The following is a 24,601-nucleotide window of genomic DNA, read 5'->3' as shown; positions in this document are numbered from 1 at the left end:
GCACGGCGGCAAGCGGAGCAATTCCGCGTGACGCCGTGCGCTATTCGTCCTCTTCCGCGGCGTCCGTGGCCTCGGCGCCGCCCTGCCAGTGGCCGGCGCTGTCGGCCTCGATCTTCGCCAGCGCCGCCGCCGCCCGCTGCAGCGCGGGCAGCAGCTGCACTGCCTTGTCGCGCGACACGCGCATCACCGGGGCCTGCAGCGCCAGCCCCAGGTTGGACTTGCCGCCATCGGCAGCCGGCACCAGCACGCCGATGCAGACCAGCCCTGGCAGGAATTCCTCGTCGTCCATGGCGTAGCCGTCGCGCTTCACGCGCTCCAGTTCCGCTTCCAGCTGGCCATGGTCGGTCAGCGTGTTCTGCGTGTAGCGCTCCAGCTCCACGTTGGCCAGCAGCCGCTGCCGCTGCGCCGGCGCCAGCTGCGCCAGGAACAGCTTGCCTGTGGCCGAGCAGTGCGCCGGCACGCGCGAACCCGGATGCAGGTAGAAGCGCAGCGGCGCCGCGGTCTCGACGCGATCCAGGTACAGCACCTCGCCGCCGGAGAACGCGGTCAGGTTGCAGCTCTCGCCCACCTCTTCCACCAGCCGGCGCAGCACCATGTGGCGCGCGCCATGCGAGGTGCTGTTGAGCAACAGGTTCTCCGCCAGCCGGCGCAGCCGCAGTCCGGTGCCGTATTGCCGCCCGTCGCCGTTGCGCTGGATCAGTCCGGCCGCCTCAAGCTGCTGCAGCATGCGGTGCAGCGTGGGCTTGGGCAGGCCGGTTTCTTCCACCAGCGCCTGCAGGTTGAAGGACTGGTCCTTCTCCGCGATGACCTCGAGCAGGCCGAACAAGCGCAGCGCCGGCGTGTCTCCGTCCGGCCTGGCTTCACTTTTGGCGAGGCGCATATCGTTCATGCCTGGCTCCATCATAGTTAAGTTTCATTTTCAGAGTCAAATCATATCAATTATCGAAACTTCTGGTTGACCTTCCCGCTCGGACGGCCTACATTCCGGTTAAACAATAATTTTTCGGAACTTCTGGTTCCACTTTTTAAGCGAATACCGGAGACAAGTCGACATGTACGGATAGGCCATCCTCTCCCGGGATTGCAAACACTGAACGACCACGGCCCCAGGCTGGCATTTACTGCCCTGCCGCCTATACCGAAGAGAAGCCGTGGCGCCTGCCTTAATCGCTGGACTGGCTGCAACGCAGTACCGACAGCAAGCGCAGCACAGGAGACACAACATGATCCAACAATCACCGTCCGGCAACGGACTATCCCACGGCCTCAAGCAACGCCACATGACCATGATCGCGCTCGGTGGCGTGATCGGTGCCGGCCTCTTCGTCGGCAGCGGCGTCGTCATCAAGTCGGCCGGCCCGGCCGCGGTCCTTTCCTTCCTGATCACCGGCCTGCTGGTGGTGCTGGTGATGCGCATGCTGGGCGAGATGGCCTGCGCCATGCCCGGCGGCGGCGGCTTCTACGAGTATGCACGCGAAGCCTGGCGCGATCGCCCGGCGGTGGGCAACCTGGCCGGCTTCCTGACCGGCTGGATGTACTGGTACTTCTGGGTCATCGTGGTGGCGCTGGAAGCGGTGGCGGGCGCGGACCTGGTGCGCTACTGGCTGCCTGACGTGCCCAACTGGATCATCAGCCTGGTGCTGCTGGTGATGCTGACGCTGACCAACCTGGTCTCGGTCAAGTCCTTCGGCGAGTTCGAGTTCTGGTTCGCCTCGATCAAGGTGGCGGCGATCATGGTGTTCCTGTTCGTTGCCGGCGTCTACGTGCTGGGCCTGGCCCCCGGCGCGCATGGCATGGAGGTGGCCAACCTGACCGCCAACGGCGGCTTCATGCCCAACGGCATCGTGCCGGTGCTGACCGGCGCGGTGGCGGCCACCGGCTTCTACTTCGGCGCCGAGATCGTGACCATCGCCGCCGCCGAGACCGCCGAGCCGCAGAAGGCCGTGGCCAAGGCCACCAGCTCGGTGATCACGCGCGTGCTGGTGTTCTATGTCGGTTCGATCCTGCTGGTGGTGTGCCTGGTGCCGTGGAATTCCACCAGCATCGCCACCCCTTACGTCAGCGCGCTGAACGTGATGGGCGTGCCGGCGGCCGCGCAGATCATGAACGCGATCGTGCTGACCGCGGTGCTGTCGGCGCTCAACTCGGGCCTGTATGCGTCGTCGCGCATGCTGTTCGCGCTGACCCGCCGTGGCGACGCGCCGCAGTCGCTGGCCCGCGTCAGCCGCAACGGCGTGCCGGTGCGCGCGATCCTGGTGGCGACGCTGTTCGGCTACGGCGCGGTGGTGATGTCCTATGTCTCGCCCGAAACGGTGTTCGCCTTCCTGGTGAATTCGTACGGCACGGTGGCGATCTTCGTCTACATCCTGATCGCGATCTCGCAGCTGCGCCTGCGGTCGCGGCTGGAGCGCGAGGCGCCGGGCCAGCTGCGCGTGCGCATGTGGTGCTATCCGTACCTCACCTATGTGGCGATCCTCGGCATGCTCGGCATCGTGGTGGCGATGGCCTTCATTCCCGACCAGCGCACGCCCCTGGCGCTGGGCGTGGTGAGCCTGGCGCTGCTGCTGGTGGCCTACGCCGCGCGCCAGCTGTTTCGGCGTGGCGTGGAGCCTGTAGTGCCGCTGGCGGAACTGCCGCGCCGCGACCTGCGCAAGTATTGAGACGCGATTGAACCGCAAGGAGACGCCGACGGCTGGCGTCGACATGCCAGAAGCCACTGAACCATGACTGACGGGGCGCGCCGGTGCGGTATGCTGGCGCGCTTCGCCATTCGGGAAACGCCCCCTGCCCCATGAGCCTGAAGTCTCCCACCACCCTCTGGTCGCAGCTGTTCCAGCAGCATGTGCATTCGGGCCTGAGCCTGCAGGGCAAGATCCGGCAGATGCTGGTCTCGGCCATCCTCGACGAGCAGCTGCCACAAGGCGAGCCGCTGCCCAGCAGCCGCGAGCTGTCGGCGCAGTTGCGGGTGGCGCGCAACACGGTGGTGCTCGCCTACCAGCAGCTGGTCGACGAAGGCTACCTGGTCGCGCGCGAGCGCAGCGGCTACTTCGTCAACCCCGAGATCCTCGGCACCCGCGTCAGCGGCGTGGCCTCGCTGCGCGGCGAGCCGGTGCCGGCGCGCGGCGGCGAGCCCGACTGGGAGCGGCGCTTCGTGTTCCGTCCCACGCAGCAACGCAATATCGTCAAGCGCGCCAACTGGCGCGACTATCCCTACCCCTTCATCTACGGCCAGTACGACCCGGCGCTGTTCCCCACCGCGGACTGGCGCGAATGCTGCCTGAAGGCGCTGAGCGTGCTCGACATCCACGACTGGGCCCAGGACATGATCCTGCGCGACGACGAGTCGCTGGTGCAGCAGATCCGCACCCGCGTGCTGCCGCGCCGCGGGGTCTGGGCCGGCACCGACGAGATCGTGATCACCGTGGGCGCGCAGCAGGCGCTGTACCTGCTGGCCGACCTGCTGGTCAGCCCCGACACGCCGGTGGGCATCGAGGACCCCGGCTATCCGGACGCGCGCAATATCTTCGGCTCGCACACGTCGAACCTGGTGCCGCTGCCGGTCGATGACCACGGCCTGACGCTGTCCGACGTGCAGCGCGCCTGCGACTACGTCTACGTGACCCCGGGCCACCAGTGCCCGACCACCGTCACCATGCCGCTGGCGCGGCGCCAGGCGCTGCTGCGGCAGGCCGAGGAAGCCGACTTCGTGCTGATCGAGGACGACTACGAGGCCGAGAGCCGCTTCGAGGGCGACCCCACGCCCACGCTCAAGAGCCTGGACCGCAGCAACCGCGTGATCTACGTCGGCAGCCTGTCCAAGAGCCTGGCGCCGGGCCTGCGCATCGGCTACATCGTCGGCCCCGCCGCGCTGATCGCCGAACTGCGCGGCGCGCGCCGGCTGATGCTTCGGCATCCGTCGGCCTATATCCAGCGGGCGTTCTCGCTGTTCCTGTCGCTCGGCCACTATGACGCTCACCTGCGCCGGCTGGCCGCAGCGCACCGCGAGCGCGCCGAAGCCGTGCTGGCGGCGCTGGCCGCGCATATGCCGGATTTCCGCGCGGTGCCGATCGCCGGCGGCGCCTCCTGCTGGATCGAAGGGCCGTCCTGGCTCGACGCCGACGCGCTGGCGCGGCTGGCGGAGCTGCAGGGCGTGCTGATCGAGCCCGGCAGCGTCTTCTTCATGGCCGAGCCCGCGCCGCGCAACGGCTTCCGGCTGGGCTACTCGTCGATCTCGCTGGACCGCATCGAGCCCGGCATCCGCGTGCTGGCTGGCGTCGCGCGTGAATTGCAGGCCACCGCGGGCAGCGCGGCTGGCCCCGCTGCCGTCACTTCTCGGGCCCGCCCCGCGGCCTGAGCGGGGCCGGGGCCGCGCTGGCGCCGCTGGCCCAAGCGATAGTCCCGAACTGGCGCTACAGCGCCGCGGCCGGTTTCCCTATGCTCGAGTCATGGCCGGTTCCCACGGACCGGCCCACAACACTCACGGAGACCACGCCATGTCCAAGGACAACACCGCCGCCGGCATCGAACTGCTGCAAGCCTTCAACGACGCCTGGAACCGCCACGACATCGACGCGCTGATGGCCTGCATGGCCGACGACTGCGTGTTCCACGGCGTGGCCGGCCCCGACCTGCTGGGCCGCAGCTTCGTCGGCCGCGAGGCCGTGCGCGAAGGCTTCCAGCTGGCCTGGCAGACCTTCCCCGATGCGCAATGGGTCGATGGCGACCACTTCGTCGTGGGCGACCGCGGCGTCAGCGAATCCACCTTCCGCGGCACCCGCGCCGACGGCGCCCGCATCGAGGCGCGCATGGTCGACGTATTCACTTTCCGCGGCGGCAAGATCGCGGTGAAGAACGCCTACCGCAAGGACCGCCCGCCGGTGGTGGCCGCAGCCTGAAGCGAGGAGACGCGCCATGCAAGCCGTAGCTCCCCGCAGCAGCCTCCTGGCCGGCGAGCAGTCGACCGCCCCGACCCGGCCGTACGACCCCGCCTACGATCCGCTGCACACGCCCACGCCCGGCCATGGCCGGGAATACGCCCCGACCTACTGGATCGGCACCGCGGGCGAGCCGCCCGCCGACGACGGCCCGATCACCCACGATATCGACGTCGACGTGGCCATCATCGGCTCGGGCTTCACCGGCCTGACCTGCGCCATCTTCCTGGCGCAGGAATACGGCATCAAGGCCACCGTGCTCGAGGCCAACCGCGTCAGCTGGGGCTGCAGCACGCGCAACGGCGGCCAGGCGCAATGCGCGTCTGGGCGGCTCAAGCGCTCGCAGTGGATCCAGCGCTACGGCCTCGATACCGCGCTGCGGCTGCACCAGGAGGTCTGCGACGGCATGGAGACCTTCAAGGGGCTGATCAAGGACATCGACTGCGATCCGCAGCCGGGCGGCCACCTCTATATCGCGCACCGCGACAAGGTGATGCCCGCGCTGGAGAAGGAAGCGAAGATCCTGCGCGAGGTGTTCAACTACGATGCGCGCATGCTCGACGCCGACACCGTGCGGCGCGAATACGTCGACGACAAGGAAGCCGCGGGCGCCATGCACGAGCCCGAGGGCATCGGCATCCATGCCGGCAAGCTCGCCTTCGGCTACCTGCGCCGCGCGCGCGCACTGGGCGCCAAGGTGCATCCGTCGAGCCCCGTGACCGGCTGGGAAACGCGCAACGGCGTGCACTACCTGCGCACCCCCGGCGGCATCGTGCGCGCCCGCGCCGTGGGCGTGGCCACCGGCGGCTATACCTCGCAGTCGCTGCACCGCGAGCTGAAGAACCGGCTGTTCCCGATCCTGTCGAACTCCATCGTCACGCGCCCGCTCACTGCCGACGAACTGGCCGCGTGCAACTTCCGCACCACGCAGGTGATCACCGACACCCGCATCCTGCGCCACTACTACCGCCTGATGCCCGACGGCCGCCTGCAGATCGGCAGCCGCAGCGCCATCACCGGCAACGACGCGCCGCAGGACCAGTACAAGCAGAAGCTGATTGCCGACATGCACCGCAAATTTCCCGCGCTGCAGGGCATCCAGATCGATTATTCCTGGTGGGGCTGGGTCGACGTCAGCCACGACATGATGCCGCGCATCACCCAGCCCGACCCCGCGCAGTCGATCTACTACGCCATGGGCTACGGCGGCAACGGCGTGATGTATTCCGCCCAGGCCGGCAAGCGCCTGGCCGCGCTGATCGCCGGCAAGTCGTCGGCGCTGCCCGAACTGCCGATCTTCCGTTCGCCGCTGCCGTTCCCGAACGTGCGCGAGATGGTGGAATCGCAGATGTTCGCGCCGTTCCGGAGATTGGGGCAGCGGGTGCTGTATCACTGGTATCACTGGAAGGACGACGTGCTGTAAGCAGTATGGCGCTGGCGCTCGAAAGCGCACGCAGTCCCTGACGCCCGTCGCGATCGCTCCCCTCGCCCGCTTGCGGGAGAGGGGTGGGGGAGAGGGCCGGAGCCTCGACGAAGTACAGGGCGTCGGTCTGCCAGCGCCCGCCCTCTCCCCCGGCCCCTCTCCCGCGCGCGGGAGAGGGGAGCAAACAGTCTGCGCAGTTGCCCCGAAGCACACTCTCTCCGGCCCGCCGCTTGTCAGACCCCCACCGACACCCGAACCAGCCCCCACCGCCTCCACACCCGGCAGCGCCGCGCAGTATGATGCCCAGGTCTCCCTCCGCGGGAGCATCGCGGCCCAGCACTGGCCGCAGTGCATCAGGAGGCACGCTTGGACCCGACCCGGCCGCTACCCGATTCCAGCCGCCCCGGCGACCTCATCGTCGCCCGGCCGGAAGGCCTCTATTGCCCTCCCGGCGATTTCTACATCGATCCATGGCGCCCGGTCGAGCGCGCCGTCATCACGCACGCGCACTCCGACCACGCCCGCTTCGGCCATGCGCACTACCTGTGCGCCGCGCCCGGCCGCGGCGTGCTGCTGGCGCGGCTGCCCGGCATCCGGCTCGATACCCTGCGCTACGGCGAACGCATCACCCACCACGGCGTCACGCTGAGCCTGCATCCGGCTGGGCACGTGCTGGGCTCCGCGCAAGTCAGGCTCGAGTATGGCGGGCAGGTCTGGGTGGCCTCCGGTGACTACAAGCTGGAAGCCGATGGCACCTGCGACCCGTTCGAGCCGGTGCCCTGCGATACCTTCATCACCGAAAGCACCTTCGGCCTGCCGATCTACCGCTGGCCGCCGCAGGCGACGCTGATGGCCGAGATCTTCGACTGGTGGCAGGCCAATGCCCGTACCGGGCGCGCCAGCATCGTCTACGCCTATACCTTCGGCAAGGCGCAGCGCATCCTGCACGGCCTGCTGCGGCATGCCGGCGCCGATGGCATGCCCGGCCCCGTGATCGTGCATGGCGCGCTGACGCAGCTCAACGCCGCCTATGCCGAGGCCGGCGTCGACCTGCCACCGATGGCGCTGGCCACCGAACTGCCGGCACGCAGCCCGCTGCTGCGCCACGCGCTGGTGGTGGCGCCGCCATCGGCACAGCGTTCGCCGTGGCTGCGGCGTTTCGGAGATGCCTCCGACGCCTTCGCCAGCGGCTGGATGCAGCTGCGCGGCACGCGCCGGCGGCGCGGCGTCGACCGCGGCTTTGCGCTGTCAGACCATGCCGACTGGCCCGGACTGCTGCAGGCGATCAGCGCCACCGGCGCCGCACGCATCATCGTGACCCACGGCAACGTGCCGGTGATGGTGCGCTATCTGGGCGAGCGCGGCTGGCAGGCGCAGGCCTTCGACACCGAGTACGGCGACGACGATGAAGCCGCGCGCCCGGAGCCGGCGGTGCCAGCCGCAGCGGGCCAGGAAGAGGGCCACGAAGCGGGCCACGAAGCGGGCCATGATGCGGGTCACGAAGAGGCCGCGCCATGAAGGCCTTCGCCGACCTCTACGCCGCGCTCGACGGCACCACGTCGACCAAGGCCCGGCTGGCGGCGCTGGTCGAATACCTGCGCGTCGCGCCGCCCGGGGATGCCGCGTGGGCCGTCTACTTCCTCGCCGGCGGCAAGCCGCGCCAGATCGTGCCGGTATCGCTGCTGCGCGACCTCGCACGGCAGGCCGCCGACCTGCCCGACTGGCTGTTCGAGGAAAGCTACCAGGCGGTTGGCGATCTCGCCGAAACCATCGCGCTGCTGTTGCCGGACCCGCGCGATACCGACCACGCCGGCCTGGCCGAATGGGTCGAGCAACGGCTGCTGCCGCTGCGCGGGCTGCCGCCGGAAGCGCTGCTGCCGCGACTCGATGCGCTGTGGCGCCCGCTCGATGCGCATGGCCGGCTGGTGCTGTTCAAGCTGATCACGGGCGCCTTCCGCGTGGGCGTGTCGCGGCTGTTGGTGACGCGCGCGCTGGGCGAGGTGGCCGGCATCGACCCCAAGCGCGTGGCCGAGCGCATGGTCGGCTACACCGACCTGTCGGCGCGGCCCGACGCGGCGCGGTACCTGGCGCTGCTGGCGCCCGAGGACGAAGACGACCGCGCGCTGCGCGCCGGCGGCCAGCCGTATCCGTTTTTCCTGGCCCATCCACTGCAGGCCCCGGCCGAGCAGTTCGATGCCGTACTGGGTGTGCCCGGCGCGTGGCTGGTCGAATGGAAGTGGGACGGCATCCGCGCCCAGCTGGTGCGGCGCGGCGGCCAGACCTGGCTGTGGTCGCGCGGCGAGGAACTGATCACCGAACGCTTCCCGGAACTGCTGCAGGCCGCCGCGCCGCTGCCGGACGGCACCGTGCTCGACGGCGAGATCGTGATCTGGCAGCAGGGGCGCGTGCAGCCGTTCGCGCTGCTGCAGCAGCGCATCGGCCGCAAGACGCTGAGCGCCAGGCTGCTGCGCGAGGCGCCGGCGATCCTGATGGCGTACGACCTGCTCGAGTGGCAGGGCGAGGACTGGCGCAACCGCCCGCAAGCCGAGCGCCGTGCGCAGCTGGAACAGGTGGTGGCGGCGCACGTCCACCCCGCGCTGGAACTGAGCCCGCTGGTCGAGGCCGACAGCTGGGAACACTATGCCCGCCTGCGCGACGCCTCGCGCGAGCTAGGGGTGGAGGGTTTTATGCTGAAGGCCGCGAGCGCGGCCTATGGCGCGGGTCGCACCAAGGATGTGGGAGTCTGGTGGAAGTGGAAGATCGACCCGTACTCGGTCGATGCCGTGCTGGTCTACGCGCAGCGCGGCCACGGCCGCCGCGCCAGCCTCTATACCGATTTCACCTTCGCGGTCTGGAACGGCCCGCCCGGTACGCCGGGCCGCGCGCTGGTGCCGTTCGCCAAGGCCTATTCCGGGCTAACCGATGCCGAGATGCGCGCGGTCGACGCCATCGTCCGCCGCACCACGGTCGAGAAATTCGGCCCGGTGCGCAGCGTGGAGCCGACCCAGGTGTTCGAGCTCGGCTTCGAAGGCATTGCCCGCAGCGGCCGCCACAAGAGCGGCATCGCGGTGCGCTTTCCGCGCATGCTGCGCTGGCGCACCGACAAGCCGATCGACGAGGCCGACACACTGGCCACGCTCGAAGCAATGCTGCCGGTCCCCGGCGCGCCGCGGGAGGATGCGGCATGAACCCGCCGCGCGGCGCGCGCCAGCCCGCGATCGATCCGGCGCCCACCCCACCTCCATTGACCGTGGCCCAGGGCATGCAGGCGCTGTTCGACGCGCGCGGCTGGCAGCCCTTCGCCTTCCAGCGCGAGGTCTGGACCGCGATCGCGCGCGGCCAGAGCGGACTGCTGCATGCCACCACCGGCACCGGCAAGACCTATGCGGCATGGCTGGGGGCGCTGATGGCGTTCGCCACGCCGCGCACGGCCCCGTCGCACGACAAGCCCGCGCCGCCGCTGACCGTGCTGTGGCTGACGCCGATGCGCGCGCTGGCGGCCGACACCACGCGCGCACTGCAGGCGCCGCTGGCTGAGCTGGAACTGGACTGGACCGTTGCGCTGCGCACCGGCGATACCGGCAGCGCCGAGCGCGCGGCGCAGCAGCGGCGCCTGCCGACCGCACTGGTAACCACGCCCGAAAGCCTGACGCTGATGCTGACCCGCGCCGACGCGCACGACACCCTGCGGCGCGTGCGCATGGTCGTGGTCGACGAATGGCATGAGCTGCTCGGCAACAAGCGCGGCGTGCAGGTGCAGCTGGCACTGGCGCGGCTGCGGCAATGGCAGCCCGCGCTGATGGTGTGGGGGCTGTCGGCCACGCTCGGCAACCTGCCGCACGCGGCCGACGTGCTGCTGAGCGGCGTGCCCGGCGAGCGGCGCGTGCTGGTGCACGGCCATACCCCGAAGACCCTGGTGATCGACACCCTGCTGCCCGACAGTGCCAGCCGCTTCCCGTTTGCCGGCCACTTGGGCCTGTCGATGCTGCCGCACGTGGTCGAAGAACTGGCGCACGGCGGCACCACGCTGGTATTCCTCAATACGCGCTCGCAGGCCGAGCTGTGGTACCAGGCGCTGCTCGACGCGCGGCCGGACTGGGCCGGCGAGATTGCGCTGCACCACGGCTCGCTCGACCGCGCGGTGCGCGAATGGGTCGAGCTGAACTTGAAGAACGGCGCACTGCGCGCGGTGGTTTGCACCTCGAGCCTGGACCTCGGTGTCGACTTCCTGCCGGTGGAGCGCGTGCTGCAGGTCGGATCGCCCAAGGGTGTGGCACGCCTGCTGCAGCGCGCCGGGCGCTCCGGCCATGCGCCGGGCCGCGCCTCGCGCGTGACGGTGGTACCCACGCACAGCCTGGAACTGGTCGAGGCCGTAGCCGCGCGGCACGCGGTGCAGGCAGGCCGGATCGAGGCGCGCGAGTCGCCCGACAAGCCGCTCGACGTGCTGGTGCAGCACCTGGTGACGGTGGCACTGGGCGGCGGCTTCCGGCCCGAAGCGTTGCTGGCCGAGGTGCGCTCCGCCTTTGCCTACCGCGGCCTGACCGACGAGGAATGGCAGTGGTGCCTGGATTTCGTGCGCCAGGGTGGCGCCACGCTGTCGGCGTATCCCGATTTCCGCCGCGCGGTGCCGGACGACCAGGGCGTCTGGCGCGTGCCGGACGCGGGCCTGGCGCGGCGCCACCGCATGAGCGTGGGCACCATCGTCAGCGATGCCACCATGCAGGTGCGCTACTGGAGCCGCGCGGGCAGCGGCGGCGCCTCGCTGGGCTCGGTCGAAGAAGGCTTTATCGCGCGGCTCGCGCCCGGCGACTGCTTCCTGTTCGGCGGCCGGCTGCTGGAACTGGTGCGGGTGCAGGAGATGACCGCCTTCGTGCGCCGCGCGACCGGCCGGCGCCCGGTGGTGCCGCGCTGGAACGGCGGCAAGATGCCGATGTCGACCGAGCTGGCCGAGGCCGTGATCGACACGCTCGCCGCCGCCGCGGCGGGCCGGCTGGATCCGCGCGACACCCCCGAGCTGCCGCTGATCCAACCGCTGGTCGACCTGCAGGCGCAGTGGTCGGCGCTGCCCTCGCGCCATACCCTGCTGGCCGAGTCGCTGCATTCGCGCGAGGGCTGGCACCTGTTCCTCTATCCGTTCGCCGGCCGCTCGGTGCACCTTGGCCTGGGCAGCCTGCTGGCATGGCGGCTGGGACAACAGGTGCCGGCCACGTTCTCGGTGGCGGTCAACGACTACGGGCTGGAACTGCTGGCGTCGGCGCCAGTGGACTGGGCCCGCTGGCTGCCGCAGGTCCTGGCCGACGAGCGCCGGCGCGACCTCGCCGCCGACGTGCTGGGCAGCCTCAACGCCGGCGAGCTGTCGTTGCGGCGTTTTCGCGAGATTGCCCGCATCGCCGGGCTGATCTTCCAGGGCTACCCCGGCGCGCCCAAGAGCGCGCGCCAGCTGCAGGCGTCGTCCAGCCTGTTCTACGAGGTCTTCCGCAAGCACGACCCCGGCAACCTGCTGCTGGGCCAGGCCGAACGCGAAGTGCTGATGCAGGAGCTGGACGCGCACCGGCTCGCCGCGACGCTGGAGCGGCTGTCCGCGCTCAAGCTGGACCTGCACGCGCTGAAGCGGCCCACGCCGCTGTCGTTCCCGCTGGTGGTGGAATTCCTGCGCGAGAAGCTCAGCACCGAAAAGCTCGCCGACCGCATCGCACGGATGCTGGCCGACCTGGAGCTGGCGGCCGGGCCCGAGCCCGGCGAAGCCGCGGGCATGCCGGCCGAAGCGATGGCCGATGCCGTGGCCGAAGCCGCGCGCTTCGGCATGGCCGACCATGCCGGCCCGTCCGCCCGCACCGCGCGCCGGCCGCGTCGCCCGCGCAAGCCGTCGAAGCCGTTGCCGCTGCTATGAATCCCGACGCCCGCACTTTGGCGCAGGGTGGCGCGATGGCGGTGTCGGCCGCCGGCGAGACCCTGTGGCTGCTGCCCGAACATGCGCTGTGGTGGCCGGCGGCCGGCATGCTGATGGTGGCCGACGTCCACTTCGGCAAGGCCGCGGCGTTCCGCGCGCTGGGGCAGCCGGTGCCGCACGGCACCACCGGCGACAACCTGTCAGTGCTGACCCGGCTGGTGCGCCAGCTGCCGGTCGATGAACTGGTGTTCCTCGGCGACTTCCTGCACGCGCGCGCCTCGCGCACGCCAGCGGTGCTGCAGGCGTTGTACGACTGGCGCCAGGACCTGCCGGCGCCGTTGCGCTGCACGCTGGTGCGCGGCAACCACGACGCGCGCGCCGGCGACCCGCCCGCGTCGCTCGGCATTGCCGTGGTGTCCGAGCCCGCGGTGGCGGGCCCGTTCGCGCTTTGCCATATGCCCGGCACGTCGCCGCTGGGCTATGTGCTGGCGGGCCACCTGCACCCGGCCTGCCGGCTGCGCGGCAGCGGCGCCGACAGCCTGCGCCTGCCCTGCTTCCTGGTCGGGCCGCGCGGCGCCATCCTGCCCGCGTTCGGCGCCTTCACCGGCCATGCCACGGTGCGGCCGCAGGCTGATGAGCGGGCCTATGTGGTAGGCGGTGGCAGGGTATGGCCGGTGGGCCCCAGGCGTCAGAACGGCGGTCAGAACAGCGTATAGCCGCCGTCGATGACGAAGGTATCGCCGGTGTGGTAGGCCGAGGCCGGGCTCATCAGGTACACCGCGATGCCGGCGAAGTCGCTGCCCTCGCCCCAGCGGCGCATCGGCACGCGCTTGTGCAACATCTCCTGGAAGGCATCGTTGCCCTGCGCCGCGCTGGTCATCTCGGTCTTGATCCAGCCCGGCAGGATCGAATGGGCGCGGATGCCCTTGCGCGCATACTCGACGGCCAGCCCGCGCATCATCGAGATCACGCCGCCCTTGGTGGCGGCGTAGTGCTCGGCGCGCGGCGCGCCTTCGATGGCGGCAACCGACGCCGTGCTGCACAGCACGCCGCCCTCGCCCTGCACCAGCATCTGCCGCACCGCCGCACGCAGCGTGAAAAAGGCCCCGTCCAGGTTGACGCGCAGAGTCCGGCGCCAGGCCTCGGTGGCAATCTGGTCGAACGGTGCCTTGCTGCCGCTGCCGACGCCGGCGTTGGCAAAGCAGCCGTCGACGCGTCCCAGCGCCGCCACCGTGCGCACCATCGCGGCGTCGACCGCCTGCTCGTCGCCCACGTCGCAAAGCTCCATATGCACCTTGCGCCCGTGCCGTCCCAGCCGGTCCGCCGCGGCGGCGTTCTTGTCGGCGTTGGTGCCCCAGATCGCGATATCGGCACCGGCCGCGGCCAGCCCTTCGGCAATGCCCAGGCCGATGCCGCCATTGCCGCCGGTCACCAGGGCCACCTTGCCGGTCAGGTCGAACGGATGCTTGCTCATGTCTGTCTCCTCGGATGGTTTGTCGCTGTCTTGGCCGGACATTGTTGGCAGGACAGGCGCCAAAGCTCGTCGTCGGAACAGATGAAATTGCTCAGGGAAAAGGGAAACAGAGAAGCGGGCGTGGCGCTGCCACGCCGCACTGCAGCAAGGGCATCAGGCGATGCCCGCGGTACGCGCATGCCCCGACAGTCGTGCCGGTGGCGCTGCGCGGTACGCTACGCGATGTGGCCTAGCGCAAGCCGAAGAAGCTGAGTACCGCGAGAATGATGACCACGGCTCCAACAAGCCAGACGATATTCATGACAGCTCTCCTTGTCCCAAAGGTCCCGACGCGGCCTCAACCGACGCCTTGTGGCGGGTGGATGGTCGACCCGGTCACATGACTCTCGGGCCAGCGATATACCCCTCGCTGTTAGGACCTGCCGCAACATTCGTGCCTTGGTTTGCCGGTGCATCGGGCGGCGCACCAGCGACGGTTGCAGGCGCCAGCACGCGCCGCGCGCGCCCCGAATCCACGGATTACAAGGAAAGCCAGCGTCTTAATTACAAACGCGTGACATGGGGGCCTGCGGCACTTGTTGCAGCTGCGGCAAGGCATCGGCCGGCGGCGTTGCGCCGCGCCTGAGCAGCTCGCCGGGCGTACAGCCGAAATGCCGCTTGAAGCGCCGCCCCAGGTGAGACTGGTCGGAGAAGCCCACCAGCGTGGCCACCAGCGCCAGCGGATAGTCGCCGGAACGGATCATCTCGCGCGCGCGCAGCAGGCGCACGCGCTCGACATACGCCATCGGCGTTTCACCCATGCTGCGCTTGAACATGCGCGCGAAATGGAAGCGGCTGACGTTGGCAAGATCCGCCAGCGCCTGCAGCGTCACCCCCTCCGGGGTCCCGTGGATAAAGTCCAGGACCCTGCTCAGCGCATGCGGATGCAGGCCGCCGGGCGTTGGCGAGGCGCCCGGGTCGCCGACATTGAAGCGATGCACGAGATGGGCGCAGAGCGCGCAGGACAGCGATTCGGCAATCAGCAGTTGGGCCGGATGGGCGGCGAGCTGAAGTTCTCGCGCCAGCGTGAAGATCAGGGTCTCGGCAAAGCCGTCGCGCACGCCGAAGCAATTGCGCAGCTGCTGGGTCCCGCCCGGCAGGCGCATGGTCGCATCGGCGGCTTCGTCCAGCAGGGTGGGAGGAACCCTGGCAATGACGATGGAGCCCGGCCGGTCCCAGCTCCAGCTGGACTCGACTTGCCGCGGATGCAGGCTGAGATTGCCGGGAAAGACGATGCTGCGATGGATCTGGCCCAGGCGCCGCTGCTCCAGCGAGGCATGTCCGGCCAGCCGCATCGCCAGCATGTCGTGGTCCAGCGCCGGCGACGACACCGCCCCGCCCGAGCGCCAGTGGTGGACCTGTACGGTGATGCCCGCCCACGGCCGTCCGCGGCTGCTGACATCGGGACTAACCGGCAACTCCGCATCGATAACGCCATGTCTGGTCGACGCTCGCATAGGCACTCAACCCCGCAAGGCCCAGGTCGGTAGCGTCGGGGCCAGGGCCACGTCCCCGCTGCGCATGGAAGCATATGAAGTTAACGGGGCGAAGTAAACCGGCCTGCACATGTCCCGAGCATGCCGCGATCGAAGACGCACGAATCTTCTACCGCAGCGCAACGTCATTCTATTTCGTTGACCGCCAGTAGCGGTAGCGTTGCGACGACTGCCCGCCAGTCCGAAGTCGCCATGCACCCCTTCGCTAACCGCGGCGACGGGACGCACCCACCCTGCAGCAACTTGCAGAATGCGCCCCGGTCGTTGCCGCAGCGGATTGGTGAACGGGTGCAAGCCTGCAGAGCGTCCGTCCCCACCGGCTCAAATCCATTGGGCCCAGCAAAGAGGAATGTCAACCATGTCAAGTCCTGCTCGTTCCAACGGCACCCAGTCAGAGTCCGGCGATGCCGGCGGCTCGCCCCGCATGCCGCTGCGCATGACGATCAACGGCACGCCGCATCAGCTTGAAATCGATCCACGTGAATCGTTGCTCGACGTACTGCGCGAGCGCCTGGACCTCACCGGCGCGAAGAAGGGCTGCAACCAGGGCGCCTGCGGCGCCTGCACGGTGCTGGTGAACGGGCGCCGCATCAACAGCTGCCTGACCCTGGCCGCGCTGTGCCACGACGCGCAGGTCCGCACCATCGAAGGCCTGTCGGACCCCGGCGGCGCGTTGCATCCGCTGCAGGCCGCGTTCATCGCGCACGACGGCTTCCAGTGCGGGTTCTGCACCGCCGGCCAGATCATGTCGGGCGTGGCCTGCCTCGACGAGGGCCATGCCGGCTCGGCCGACGAGGTGCGCTTCTGGATGAGCGGCAACATCTGCCGGTGCGGGGCGTATCCGGGCATCGTCGCCGCGATCGCCGAACTCGGGCAAAGGAAGCTGCCATGATTCCCTTCACCCTGCACAAGGCCGGCTCGGAAGCCGAAGCCCTGGCGGCCGCCGCTGCCGGCGGCCGCTTTATCGCCGGCGGCACCACGCTGGTGGACCTGATGCGCGAGCACGTGGAACAGCCCGCGCGCCTGGTGGACATCAACGCGCTGCCGCTGAACCGCATCCGCGCCGAAGGCGACGAGCTGGTCATCGGCGCGCTGGCCCGCATGGCCGACGTGGCCGCGCATCCGGACGTGCTGCGGCTGCAGCCGGTGATTGCCGAAGCGCTGATCGAAGGCGCCTCGCCGCAATTGCGCAACATGGCCAGCATCGGCGGCAACCTGCTCCAGCGCGTGCGCTGTCCTTATTTCCGCATGCTCGACGCGGCCTGCAACAAGCGCGCGCCGGGCAGCGGCTGCGCCGCCGTCGACGGCCTGCACGCAGGCCATGCCATCCTGGGCACCAGCGCGCATTGCAGTGCCACGCACCCGTCCGACCTTGCGGTCGCGCTGGTGGCGCTGGATGCGGTGGTCCATGTACGCGGCCCGGACGGTGCGCGCCACATCGCCGTGGAAGACCTGTACCGGCTTCCCGGCACCACGCCGCATCTCGAGCACACCCTTGCGCCCGGCGAACTCATCGTCGAGGTCAGGGTTCCGGCGCTCTCGTGCGGGCGCACCGCGCGCTATCTGAAGGTGCGGGACCGGGCCTCTTATGAGTTTGCCCTGGTATCCGCAGCGGCGGCGTTCGAGCTCGGCGACGGCGTGATCCGCGCCGCGCGCCTTGCCTGCGGCGGGGTTGGCACGCGGCCATGGCGCATGCGCGCGGCGGAGCTGGCGCTGCAGGGCAAGCCGCCGACGCGCGCGAGCTTCGAGGCGGCGGCATTGACCACGGTGGCCGACGCCACGGCGCTGCCGGGCAACCGGTACAAGGTCGCGCTGCTGCAACGCACGGTGGTACGGGCCCTCGAACTGGCAGGAGAATGAAAATGAACACCAACCACATCGGCCAGCCACACGCCCGCGTCGACGGCCGCGCCAAGGTCAGCGGCAGCGCGCAATACGCCGCCGACTTCAACCAGCCCGGACAGGCCTATGCCGTCATCGTCGGCGCCTCGATCGGACTGGGACGGCTGACGGAACTCGACACCGAAGCCGCACAGCGCGTGCCCGGCGTGCTGGCGGTGCTGAGCCACCAAAACACGCCAAAGCTGGCTTACGCGCCGCACAAGGGCTTTATCGATCCGGCACACGGCGAGCGCCTGCACGTGCTGCAGGATGACCGCGTGCACTTCTACGGCCAGCCCGTCGCCGTGGTCGTGGCACAGACGCTGGACCAGGCCGAGCACGCCGCCACCCTGCTGCGGATCGGCTATGCCGCGCAAACCCCGGTCTGCGACCCGCTCGACCCGCGCGCCGAAGCCGTGGTGCCGGAGGCAGGACGCGAGCCGGGGCCGCACGCGGCGGACCGCGTGCGCGGCGACCCCGACGCGGCGCTTGCCGCCGCGGCCATCAGCATCGACGCGCACTACGATGCCGCGCGCGAGAACCACGTGCCGATCGAGCCGAACGCCACCGTTGCCGCCTGGGAAGGCGAGCGGCTGACGCTCTGGAGCAAGAGCCAGTTCGTGGTCAACGAGCAGGCCGAGATCGCGGCGATCCTGGGCCTCCCGTCCGCGAACGTCCGCGTGGTCTGCCCCTTCATCGGCGGCGCGTTCGGCACCAGCCTGCGCACCTGGCCGCACGTCACGCTCGCGGCCGTGGCCGCGCGCGTGGTGGGCAGGCCGGTCAAGCTGGTGCTGTCGCGTCGGCAGACGTTTCATCTGGCGGGGCATCGACCGCGCACGGTACAGCGCGTGGCGCTGTCGTCCACGCCCGACGGACGGCTGACCGCCATCGTGCATGAAGGCAGCGGCGAAACCAGCCGCTACGAGCAGTTCGCCGAGGCGCTGACAGCGGTCACGCCGTTCCTCTATAGCTGTCCCAACGTGCGCACCCGCTACCGGCTGGTGCCGCTGGACATCAGCACCCCCACGTATATGCGCGGCCCGGGCGAGGCCACCGGCATCTTTGCGCTGGAATGCGCGATGGACGAGCTGGCGCATGCGCTCGGGATGGATCCGCTCGAGTTGCGCCGGCGCAATGAGCCCGGGCTGGACGAGGGCCTGCAGCTGCCGTTCTCGAGCCGCTCCATGCTGGCCTGCTACGAGCGCGGCGCCGATGCGTTCGGCTGGTCGCGCCGCACGCTCGCGCCCGGCTCCATGCGCGACGGCCGCCTGCGCATCGGCTGGGGCATGGCCTGCGCGAGCTACCCGGTGTTCCATGGGCAGGCGAGCGCGCGGGTGCGCCTGCTCGCCGACGGCACGGCCGAAGTCGAGGCCGCCGCCAGCGACATGGGGCCGGGCACCTATACCTCGATCACCCAGATCGCCGCGGAAACGCTGATGCTGCCGCTGGAGCATGTGCGCTTCAGCCTGGGCAACTCTGACTTTCCGCCGACCCCGCCGCATGGGGGCTCGATGACGCTCGCGTCGGTGGGCTCCGCGGTGCGCGCCGCCTGCCTCGCCGCGCTGGACCGGCGCCGCGAGGCAGGCCATGGCAGCGGCATCATCGAGACCAGCGCCACCGCCGGACCGGATGCGGCGGTGCACGGCCGGTTCTCCATGCACGCCTTCGGTGCGGTGTTTGTCGAAGTCGCGATCGATCCCGATGTCGGCACCATCCGGGTCCGGCGGGTGGTCGGCGCCTATGGCGCGGGCCGCATTGTCAACCCGCGGCTGGCCGCCAGCCAGTGCACCGGCGGCATGGTCGGCGGCATCGGCATGGCGCTGATGGAGCGAACCGCGCTCGACCCGCGCGACGGCCGCCCGGTGAACGCGCACATGGCGGACTACCTGGTGCCCGTCAACCTCGATATCCAGGGACTGGAGGCGCATTTCGTCGACGAGGTCGATCCCCACGTCAACGAGCTGGGCGTCAAGGGACTCGGTGAAATCGCGCTGGTGGGGGTGGCCCCGGCGGTCGCCAATGCCGTCTTCCACGCCACCGGCAAGCGTGTGCGGGAGCTGCCGATCCGCATCGAGCACCTGGTCGAGCACTAGCGGCCTGCCCGCCTGCGCGGCCATGACTGGCGCTATGATGGGCGCATTCCCAACCTCAGGTTGCCAGTCATGGACAAGGCCCGGGTCCTCACCCTCTTCCTCGGCGTGGTGCGCGCCGGCAGCTTCCGGCGTGCCGCGGTCGAGGCCGGTGTCACGCCGCAGGCGGCGAGCAAGGCGGTGCGCACGCTCGAGGCCCACCTGGGCGTGCGCCTGCTGCACCGGACCACGCGCAAGCTCAGCCTGACCGAGGAAGGCGCGCGGCTGTTCGAGCTGACCGCCCCCGGCATGCGCCAGCTCGACGAAGCGCTCGAGCAGGTCCGTGCCAGCCGCGGCGACGATGACGGCCTGATCCGCCTGACCGCGCCGCCGTCGCTCGGCAGCCGCGTGCTGGTGCCGCTGGTCAAGGGTTTCCGCGACCAGCATCCCGGCATCGGCTTCGATGTAGTGCTGAGCGACCTCTTCACCGACCTGGTCGAAGCCAGGATCGACGTCGGCTTCCGCGTCGGCACCAGCCCCGGCCAGAACCTGGTGGCGCGGCGCCTGTGCGACTTGCCGCTGGTGATCTGCGCCGCGCCGGAGTACCTGGCGCGGCACGGCGAGCCGGCCACGCTCGATGAGCTGATGCGGCACCAGTGCACGGGCTTCCGCCGCCCCGCCACCGGACGCATGGTGCCGTGGGAACTGCAGGTGGACGGCAACCTGGTGTACCAGGAGCTGCCGGCGGTGGCCAGCTTCAACGATGTGGAAACCGAGGTCGAGGCGGTGCGCGCCGGCATCGGCATCGGCCAGCTGCCCGCCTACATGGTCCATGCCGACCTGGTCAGCGGACGGCTCAGGGCCATCCTGCCCGGATACAGCAGCAGCCAGGTCGGGCTGTACATGTACTACCCGCACCGCAGCCAGATGCCGGTGCGGGTCCGGCGCTTCATCGACTTCGTGGTGGCGGCCTCGCGCGGCGCGGAGCAATCGTTGTCGCGGCTGGTGGGAGTGGTGGCGGACTGAGGCGTCCGTCGCCGGCCCCTGGTGCCACGCCACCCTCCCGCATGCACCAGGGACCAGAAGCGCCCTCTCCTTCTCCCGGTCCTGACTCACGCTCCCTTCCATCGCCCTTGCCGTTGCCTTTCGCTTGATTTTTTCTCAAGCGAAAGCGCCTGAAATATCGTTTGTCGCAGGGCCCGCCGGCGACAACCATTACACCAGGCCCAACCGCAGGAGACAGCCATGTCAGACCAGCCCTATCCGCTCTGGAGCGCGGAACCCGTTCCCCATCTGCTTGCCTCGCGCGAGCGCGCCACCGGCGCCTGGATTTTCCCGGCGCTGCCCGCCGGCTCGCCGCTGGCCGAGGGCCATGAGGCCGCCGCCATCACCGGCACCGGCACGCTCTACAGCTATACCGTGATCCACCCCGCGCCCAAGACCGGGCAGCCGCCGTACGCGCTCGGCTATGTCGATTTCGTCGGTCCGGTGCGCATCTTCGGCCGCCTTCTGGGCGCGGCGCGCCCGGTCATCGGCGCCCGCTACGCGCCGCGGCATGACGCCGAGCTTGGCTATGTGTTCGAAGCCGTCCCGGCCTGAACGATCGAGAGAAGGAAAAGGTAAGCATCATGCAGGACATCTACATCCACGGCGGCGCGATGACGCCGTTCGGCCGCCATCCCGGCGTGCTGGCGCCGGAACTGGCGCAACAGGCCATCCTGAAGGCGCTGGCCGACGCCGACGTGCCGGCCGGCCGCATCCAGGCGGTCTACTGCGCCAACGTGCTCGGCGGCATGATCCTCGGCCAGCTCATCGTGCGCGACCTGGGGCTCAAGGGCATCCCGGTCTACAACGTCGAGAACGCCTGCGCCAGCGGCGCCACCGGCGTGCACCTGGCGCGGCACGCGCTGCTGGCCGGGCAATACGACACGGTGCTGGTGTTCGGCATCGAGCAGCTCACCGCGCTCGGCGGCGGCACCATCCCGCTGCAGCGCAACGACCACAAGACCGAGCTCTATGCCAGGTCCGGCATGGTGCTGCCCGCGGTCTATGCGATGCGCGGCACGCGCTTCCTGTACGAGCGCGACGCGCGGCCGGCCGACCTGGCCGAGGTTGCGGTCAAGAACCGCCACCACGGGTCGCTCAACCCGTACGCGCAGCAGCGCAACACCACCACGGTCGAAGAAGTGCTGGCCTCGCGCATGATCGCCGACCCGCTGACGCTGCTGCAATGCTGCCCGTCGCAGGTCGACGGCGCCGCCGCGCTGGTGCTAAGTACGCGGCGGCCGGCGCAGGCGCGGCCGGTAAAGGTGCTGTCGTCGGTGGTGGTGTCGGGCATGCGCGAAGAGGCCGACGACGACATCCTCGATGCCGAGATCACCGCGCGCGCCGCGCGCCAGGCCTACGTGCAGGCTGGGCTCGGGCCGCAGGACGTCGACGTGGTCGAGTTGCACGACGCCTTCACCATCGCCGAGCTGCTCTACTACGAAGCCCTCGGACTGGCGCCGCGCGGCGATGCCGTCGCGCTGCTCAAGTCCGGCGCGACGCGGCTGGGCGGGCGCGTGCCGGTCAACCCCAGCGGCGGGCTGCTGGCCAAGGGCCATCCGCTGGGCGCCACCGGCGTGGCGCAGATGGTCGAGATCCTGTGGCAGCTGCAGGGCCGGGCCGGCGCACGCCAGGTGGCGGAGGCCCGCATCGGCCTGACGCAATGCACCGGCGGCGGCATCGCGGGCGTGGACCACGCCGCCTCTTCCGTCCACCTGCTGGGAGTCTGAGATGAGCACGCAACGTTTCGATCCCGCGCACGTGGCGGTGGTGACCGGTGCCGCGCGCGGCATCGGCCTGGGCATCGCCACGCAGCTGGCGCGCCAGGGCCTGGCCGTGGCCCTGCTCGACCGCGACGCCGCCGCGCTCGATGCCGCCGTCGGCGCGCTGGTTGCCGAGGGCTTCGATGCCTTCGGCGCCAGTGCCGACCTGACCGACTCGGCCGCGGTCAACGACGCCTTCGCGCAGGTGCAGGCACGCACTGGCCGCGTCGACTACCTGGTCAACAACGCCGGCGCGGTGCGCGACATGCGCTTCCTGAAGATGAGCGACGAAGACTGGGACCTGGTCGTCGACACCAACCTGCGCTCGCAATTCCTGTGCTGCCGCGCGGCGCTGCCGGGCATGGTCGAGCGCGGCTACGGCCGCGTGGTCAATATCTCGTCGCGCGCGTGGCTGGGCGGCTTCGGGCAGGCCAACTACTCCGCGGCCAAGGGCGGCGTGGTCAGCCTGACGCGCTCGCTGGCGATCGAGTTCGCGGCCAAGGGCATCACCGTCAACGCGGTGGCGCCGGGCATCGTCGATACCCCGCTGTTCCGCGGCTTTGCGCCGGAGGTCCAGGCGCGGCTGCAGAAGTCGGTGCCGGTGCAGCGCATCGGCACCGCCGACGATATCGCCAATGCGGTCAGCTTCTTCCTCAACCCGCTCGCCTCGTATGTGACCGGTCAGGTGCTCTATGTCTGCGGCGGGCGCAGCCTGTCGTCGCCCAGCGTATAAGGAGGCCGCCATGACTGTACGACGCCATCTCGAAGGCGCGGTCGCGGTGCTGACCATCGACCGGCCCGAGGCGCTCAATGCGCTGGACGTGCCCACCCTGCGCGAACTGCGCGACCACCTGGCCGAAGTGCGCGATCGCGACGACCTGCGCGTGGCGGTGCTGACCGGCGCCGGCACGCGCGCCTTCTGCGCGGGCGCGGACCTGAAAGGCACGCGCCAGTCGCCCGCCAGCTATGCGCAGGCGCTGTTCCGCGCGCCCGAGCCGGCCGCCGACCTGGGGCTCTATATCCGGCTGATGGACCTGGCCGGCCTGGACCTGTGCAAGCCGCTGATCGCGGCGGTCAACGGCCACTGCCTCGGCGCGGGCCTGGAGCTGGCGCTGCAATGCGATATGCGCATCGCGTCGGCACAGGCGAGCTTCGGCCTGCCCGAAGCGGCGGTCGGTTCGATCCCCGCGGTCTCGGGACTGCACCGGCTGCTGAAGGCCGTGCCCGCGGCGCACGCGATGCAGATGGTGCTGACCGGCGAGCGGATCGATGCGGTACATGCGGCCCGCATCGGGCTGGTCAGCGAGACGGTGGCGCCGGACGTATTGCTCGACCGTGCGCTGGCGCTCGCCGCGCGCATCGCGGCCAATGCGCCGCTGGCGGTGCAGGCCGTCAAGCGGCTATCGCGCCAGACCAGCCACCTCAGTGAAGCCGACGCGCAACAGTTGACCGAACTCTACTGGGGCGTGCTGCGCGATACCGCGGACCGCACCGAAGGCCGACAGGCTTTCGCCGAGAAACGCCAGCCCCGTTACACCGGGCGTTGAGCGTTCGAAAACCCATCGAAAGGAGACAGACCATGACTGGCATGACCCGATTCGCACGCATGGCGCTGGCTGCCATGCTGTCGGCCACGGCGCTGGGCGCGGCGGCGCAGGCGCCCTTCCCCGCGCAGAAGCCGATCACGCTGGTGGTACCGTTCGCCCCCGGCGGCGGCAACGATATTTTGGCGCGGCTGATCGCGCCCAAAATGGGCAAGCTGCTGGGCCAGACCATCGTGATCGAGAACAAGCCCGGCGCCGGCGGCAACCTCGGCACCGATTTCGTCGCCCACGCGGCACCCGATGGCTATACGCTGGTGATTGCCTCCAGCCAGGTCACGATGAACCCCTTTCTCGGCACCAAGTTGCCCTTCAATATCGAGCGCGACTTCGCGCCGGTGGGGCGCATCGCCGCGGTGCCGATCATGCTGGTGGCCAATCCGGACCAGCCGTTCCGCACGCTGCAGGACTTCATCCAGTACAGCCGCGCCAACCCCGGCAAGCTCAGCTACAGCAGCCCGGGCAACGGCACGCCGCAGCACCTGGCCGGCGAAGTCTTTGCCAAGCTCAATCGCACCGAACTGCTGCACATCCCGTATCGCGGCACCGGGCCATCGATCACCGACCTGATGGGTGGCCAGGTGCAGGTGTCGTTTGCCACCATCGCCTCGGCGATCCAGTATGTGCGCGCCGGCAAGCTGCGCGCGCTGGGCATTGCCGGCAACAAGCGCACGGCGCTGATGCCCGAACTGCCCACCTTCGCCGAGGCCGGCGTGACCGGCTACGACGCCGAGCTGTGGTACAGCCTGCTGGCGCCGGCGCGCACGCCCGGCGCGGTGGTCGACAAGCTCAACGCCGCGCTGGTCGCCGCGCTGAAATCGCCCGACATCGCCGAGCAGATGGCCCGGCAAGGCTTCGAGCCGCAGGCCTCGTCGCCGGCCGAGCTGAAGGCCCATATCGCCAAGGACCTGGCGCGCTGGCAGCGGCTGATCCAGGACAACGGCATCAAGGTGGCGCTATGAGCGCGCCCGCCCTTGCCGCCACGGC

General features: G+C 70.0%; 20 protein-coding genes. 17 read left to right on the top strand and 3 right to left on the bottom strand.

The features are described from left to right. Positions 1–40: 40 nt before the first annotated feature. On the bottom strand, positions 41–889 hold the full coding sequence (locus C7416_RS03615) for an IclR family transcriptional regulator (RefSeq protein ID WP_111517147.1): 849 nt from the start codon (positions 887–889) through the stop codon (positions 41–43). A 334-nt stretch (positions 890–1,223) separates the two neighbouring features. On the opposite strand from C7416_RS03615, the gene C7416_RS03610 reads away from it, so the two are divergent. The 8 genes from C7416_RS03610 (at position 1,224) to pdeM (ending at position 12,963) form a co-directional block, all read left to right on the top strand. Continuing rightward, the gene (locus C7416_RS03610) at positions 1,224–2,660 is read left to right on the top strand and encodes an amino acid permease (protein ID WP_111517146.1); all 1,437 of its coding nucleotides are present in this window, start codon (positions 1,224–1,226) and stop codon (positions 2,658–2,660) included. 131 nt (positions 2,661–2,791) lie between these two features. Continuing rightward, on the top strand, positions 2,792–4,354 hold the full coding sequence (gene pdxR / locus C7416_RS03605) for a MocR-like pyridoxine biosynthesis transcription factor PdxR (RefSeq protein ID WP_111517145.1): 1,563 nt from the start codon (positions 2,792–2,794) through the stop codon (positions 4,352–4,354). Between the two features lie 139 nt (positions 4,355–4,493). Next, positions 4,494–4,895, top strand: a complete 402-nt coding sequence (locus C7416_RS03600; RefSeq protein WP_018008487.1) for a nuclear transport factor 2 family protein — start codon at positions 4,494–4,496, stop codon at positions 4,893–4,895. A 16-nt stretch (positions 4,896–4,911) separates the two neighbouring features. Further along, positions 4,912–6,357 (top strand): NAD(P)/FAD-dependent oxidoreductase, encoded by a 1,446-nt coding sequence (locus tag C7416_RS03595; protein WP_111517144.1) that lies wholly within the window; start codon positions 4,912–4,914, stop codon positions 6,355–6,357. A gap of 366 nt (positions 6,358–6,723) precedes the next feature. Then, positions 6,724–7,875, top strand: a complete 1,152-nt coding sequence (locus C7416_RS03590; protein ID WP_240988297.1) for a ligase-associated DNA damage response exonuclease — start codon at positions 6,724–6,726, stop codon at positions 7,873–7,875. Beyond that, on the top strand, positions 7,872–9,545 hold the full coding sequence (locus C7416_RS03585) for an ATP-dependent DNA ligase (RefSeq protein WP_111517142.1): 1,674 nt from the start codon (positions 7,872–7,874) through the stop codon (positions 9,543–9,545). Before C7416_RS03590 ends, C7416_RS03585 begins: the two co-directional genes overlap by 4 nt. Continuing rightward, complete coding sequence (locus tag C7416_RS03580; protein WP_198035632.1) at positions 9,542–12,247, top strand: ligase-associated DNA damage response DEXH box helicase; 2,706 nt, start codon at positions 9,542–9,544, stop codon at positions 12,245–12,247. The genes C7416_RS03585 and C7416_RS03580 overlap by 4 nt, the downstream gene beginning before the upstream one ends. Further along, positions 12,244–12,963 (top strand): ligase-associated DNA damage response endonuclease PdeM, encoded by a 720-nt coding sequence (gene pdeM / locus C7416_RS03575; RefSeq protein WP_111517141.1) that lies wholly within the window; start codon positions 12,244–12,246, stop codon positions 12,961–12,963. Before C7416_RS03580 ends, pdeM begins: the two co-directional genes overlap by 4 nt. Here pdeM and C7416_RS03570 read toward each other — a convergent pair. Both C7416_RS03570 and C7416_RS03565 read right to left on the bottom strand, forming a co-directional pair. Beyond that, positions 12,948–13,721 carry an SDR family NAD(P)-dependent oxidoreductase gene (locus C7416_RS03570; RefSeq protein ID WP_111517140.1) on the bottom strand — a complete coding sequence of 258 codons (774 nt, stop codon included), beginning with the start codon at positions 13,719–13,721 and terminating at the stop codon, positions 12,948–12,950. The genes pdeM and C7416_RS03570 overlap by 16 nt on opposite strands. Positions 13,722–14,260: 539 nt before the next feature. Continuing rightward, positions 14,261–15,217 carry a helix-turn-helix transcriptional regulator gene (locus C7416_RS03565; RefSeq protein ID WP_111517139.1) on the bottom strand — a complete coding sequence of 319 codons (957 nt, stop codon included), beginning with the start codon at positions 15,215–15,217 and terminating at the stop codon, positions 14,261–14,263. Between the two features lie 397 nt (positions 15,218–15,614). Here C7416_RS03565 and C7416_RS03560 point away from each other — a divergent pair, with 397 nt between their 5' ends. The 9 genes from C7416_RS03560 to C7416_RS03520 all read left to right on the top strand — a co-directional run bounded on the left by C7416_RS03560 (position 15,615) and on the right by C7416_RS03520 (position 24,576). Next, a complete protein-coding gene (locus C7416_RS03560; RefSeq protein ID WP_111517138.1) occupies positions 15,615–16,148 on the top strand; it encodes a (2Fe-2S)-binding protein in 534 nt (177 codons plus the stop codon). Continuing rightward, positions 16,145–17,116 carry an FAD binding domain-containing protein gene (locus tag C7416_RS03555; protein WP_111517137.1) on the top strand — a complete coding sequence of 324 codons (972 nt, stop codon included), beginning with the start codon at positions 16,145–16,147 and terminating at the stop codon, positions 17,114–17,116. Before C7416_RS03560 ends, C7416_RS03555 begins: the two co-directional genes overlap by 4 nt. 2 nt (positions 17,117–17,118) lie before the next feature. After that, on the top strand, positions 17,119–19,230 hold the full coding sequence (locus tag C7416_RS03550) for a xanthine dehydrogenase family protein molybdopterin-binding subunit (protein WP_111517136.1): 2,112 nt from the start codon (positions 17,119–17,121) through the stop codon (positions 19,228–19,230). Positions 19,231–19,299: 69 nt separating this feature from the next. Further along, complete coding sequence (locus C7416_RS03545) at positions 19,300–20,232, top strand: LysR family transcriptional regulator (RefSeq protein WP_111517135.1); 933 nt, start codon at positions 19,300–19,302, stop codon at positions 20,230–20,232. A 219-nt stretch (positions 20,233–20,451) separates the two neighbouring features. Further along, a complete protein-coding gene (locus C7416_RS03540) occupies positions 20,452–20,805 on the top strand; it encodes a Zn-ribbon domain-containing OB-fold protein (RefSeq protein ID WP_111517134.1) in 354 nt (117 codons plus the stop codon). A 29-nt stretch (positions 20,806–20,834) separates the two neighbouring features. Next, positions 20,835–21,980, top strand: coding sequence for a thiolase family protein (locus C7416_RS03535; RefSeq protein WP_111517133.1), 1,146 nt, complete (start codon positions 20,835–20,837; stop codon positions 21,978–21,980). A 1-nt stretch (position 21,981) separates the two neighbouring features. Beyond that, entirely contained in the window at positions 21,982–22,746 is a 765-nt protein-coding gene (locus tag C7416_RS03530) for an SDR family oxidoreductase (RefSeq protein ID WP_111517132.1), read from the top strand. Between the two features lie 10 nt (positions 22,747–22,756). Further along, positions 22,757–23,560 carry an enoyl-CoA hydratase/isomerase family protein gene (locus C7416_RS03525; RefSeq protein WP_111517131.1) on the top strand — a complete coding sequence of 268 codons (804 nt, stop codon included), beginning with the start codon at positions 22,757–22,759 and terminating at the stop codon, positions 23,558–23,560. Positions 23,561–23,592: 32 nt separating this feature from the next. Beyond that, positions 23,593–24,576 (top strand): tripartite tricarboxylate transporter substrate binding protein, encoded by a 984-nt coding sequence (locus tag C7416_RS03520; protein ID WP_111517130.1) that lies wholly within the window; start codon positions 23,593–23,595, stop codon positions 24,574–24,576. Positions 24,577–24,601: the final 25 nt, after the last annotated feature.

Source organism: Cupriavidus phytorum, assembly GCF_003254285.1.
Lineage (GTDB): Bacteria > Pseudomonadota > Gammaproteobacteria > Burkholderiales > Burkholderiaceae > Cupriavidus > Cupriavidus phytorum.
This window is presented reverse-complemented; position numbering and strand designations above follow the sequence as displayed.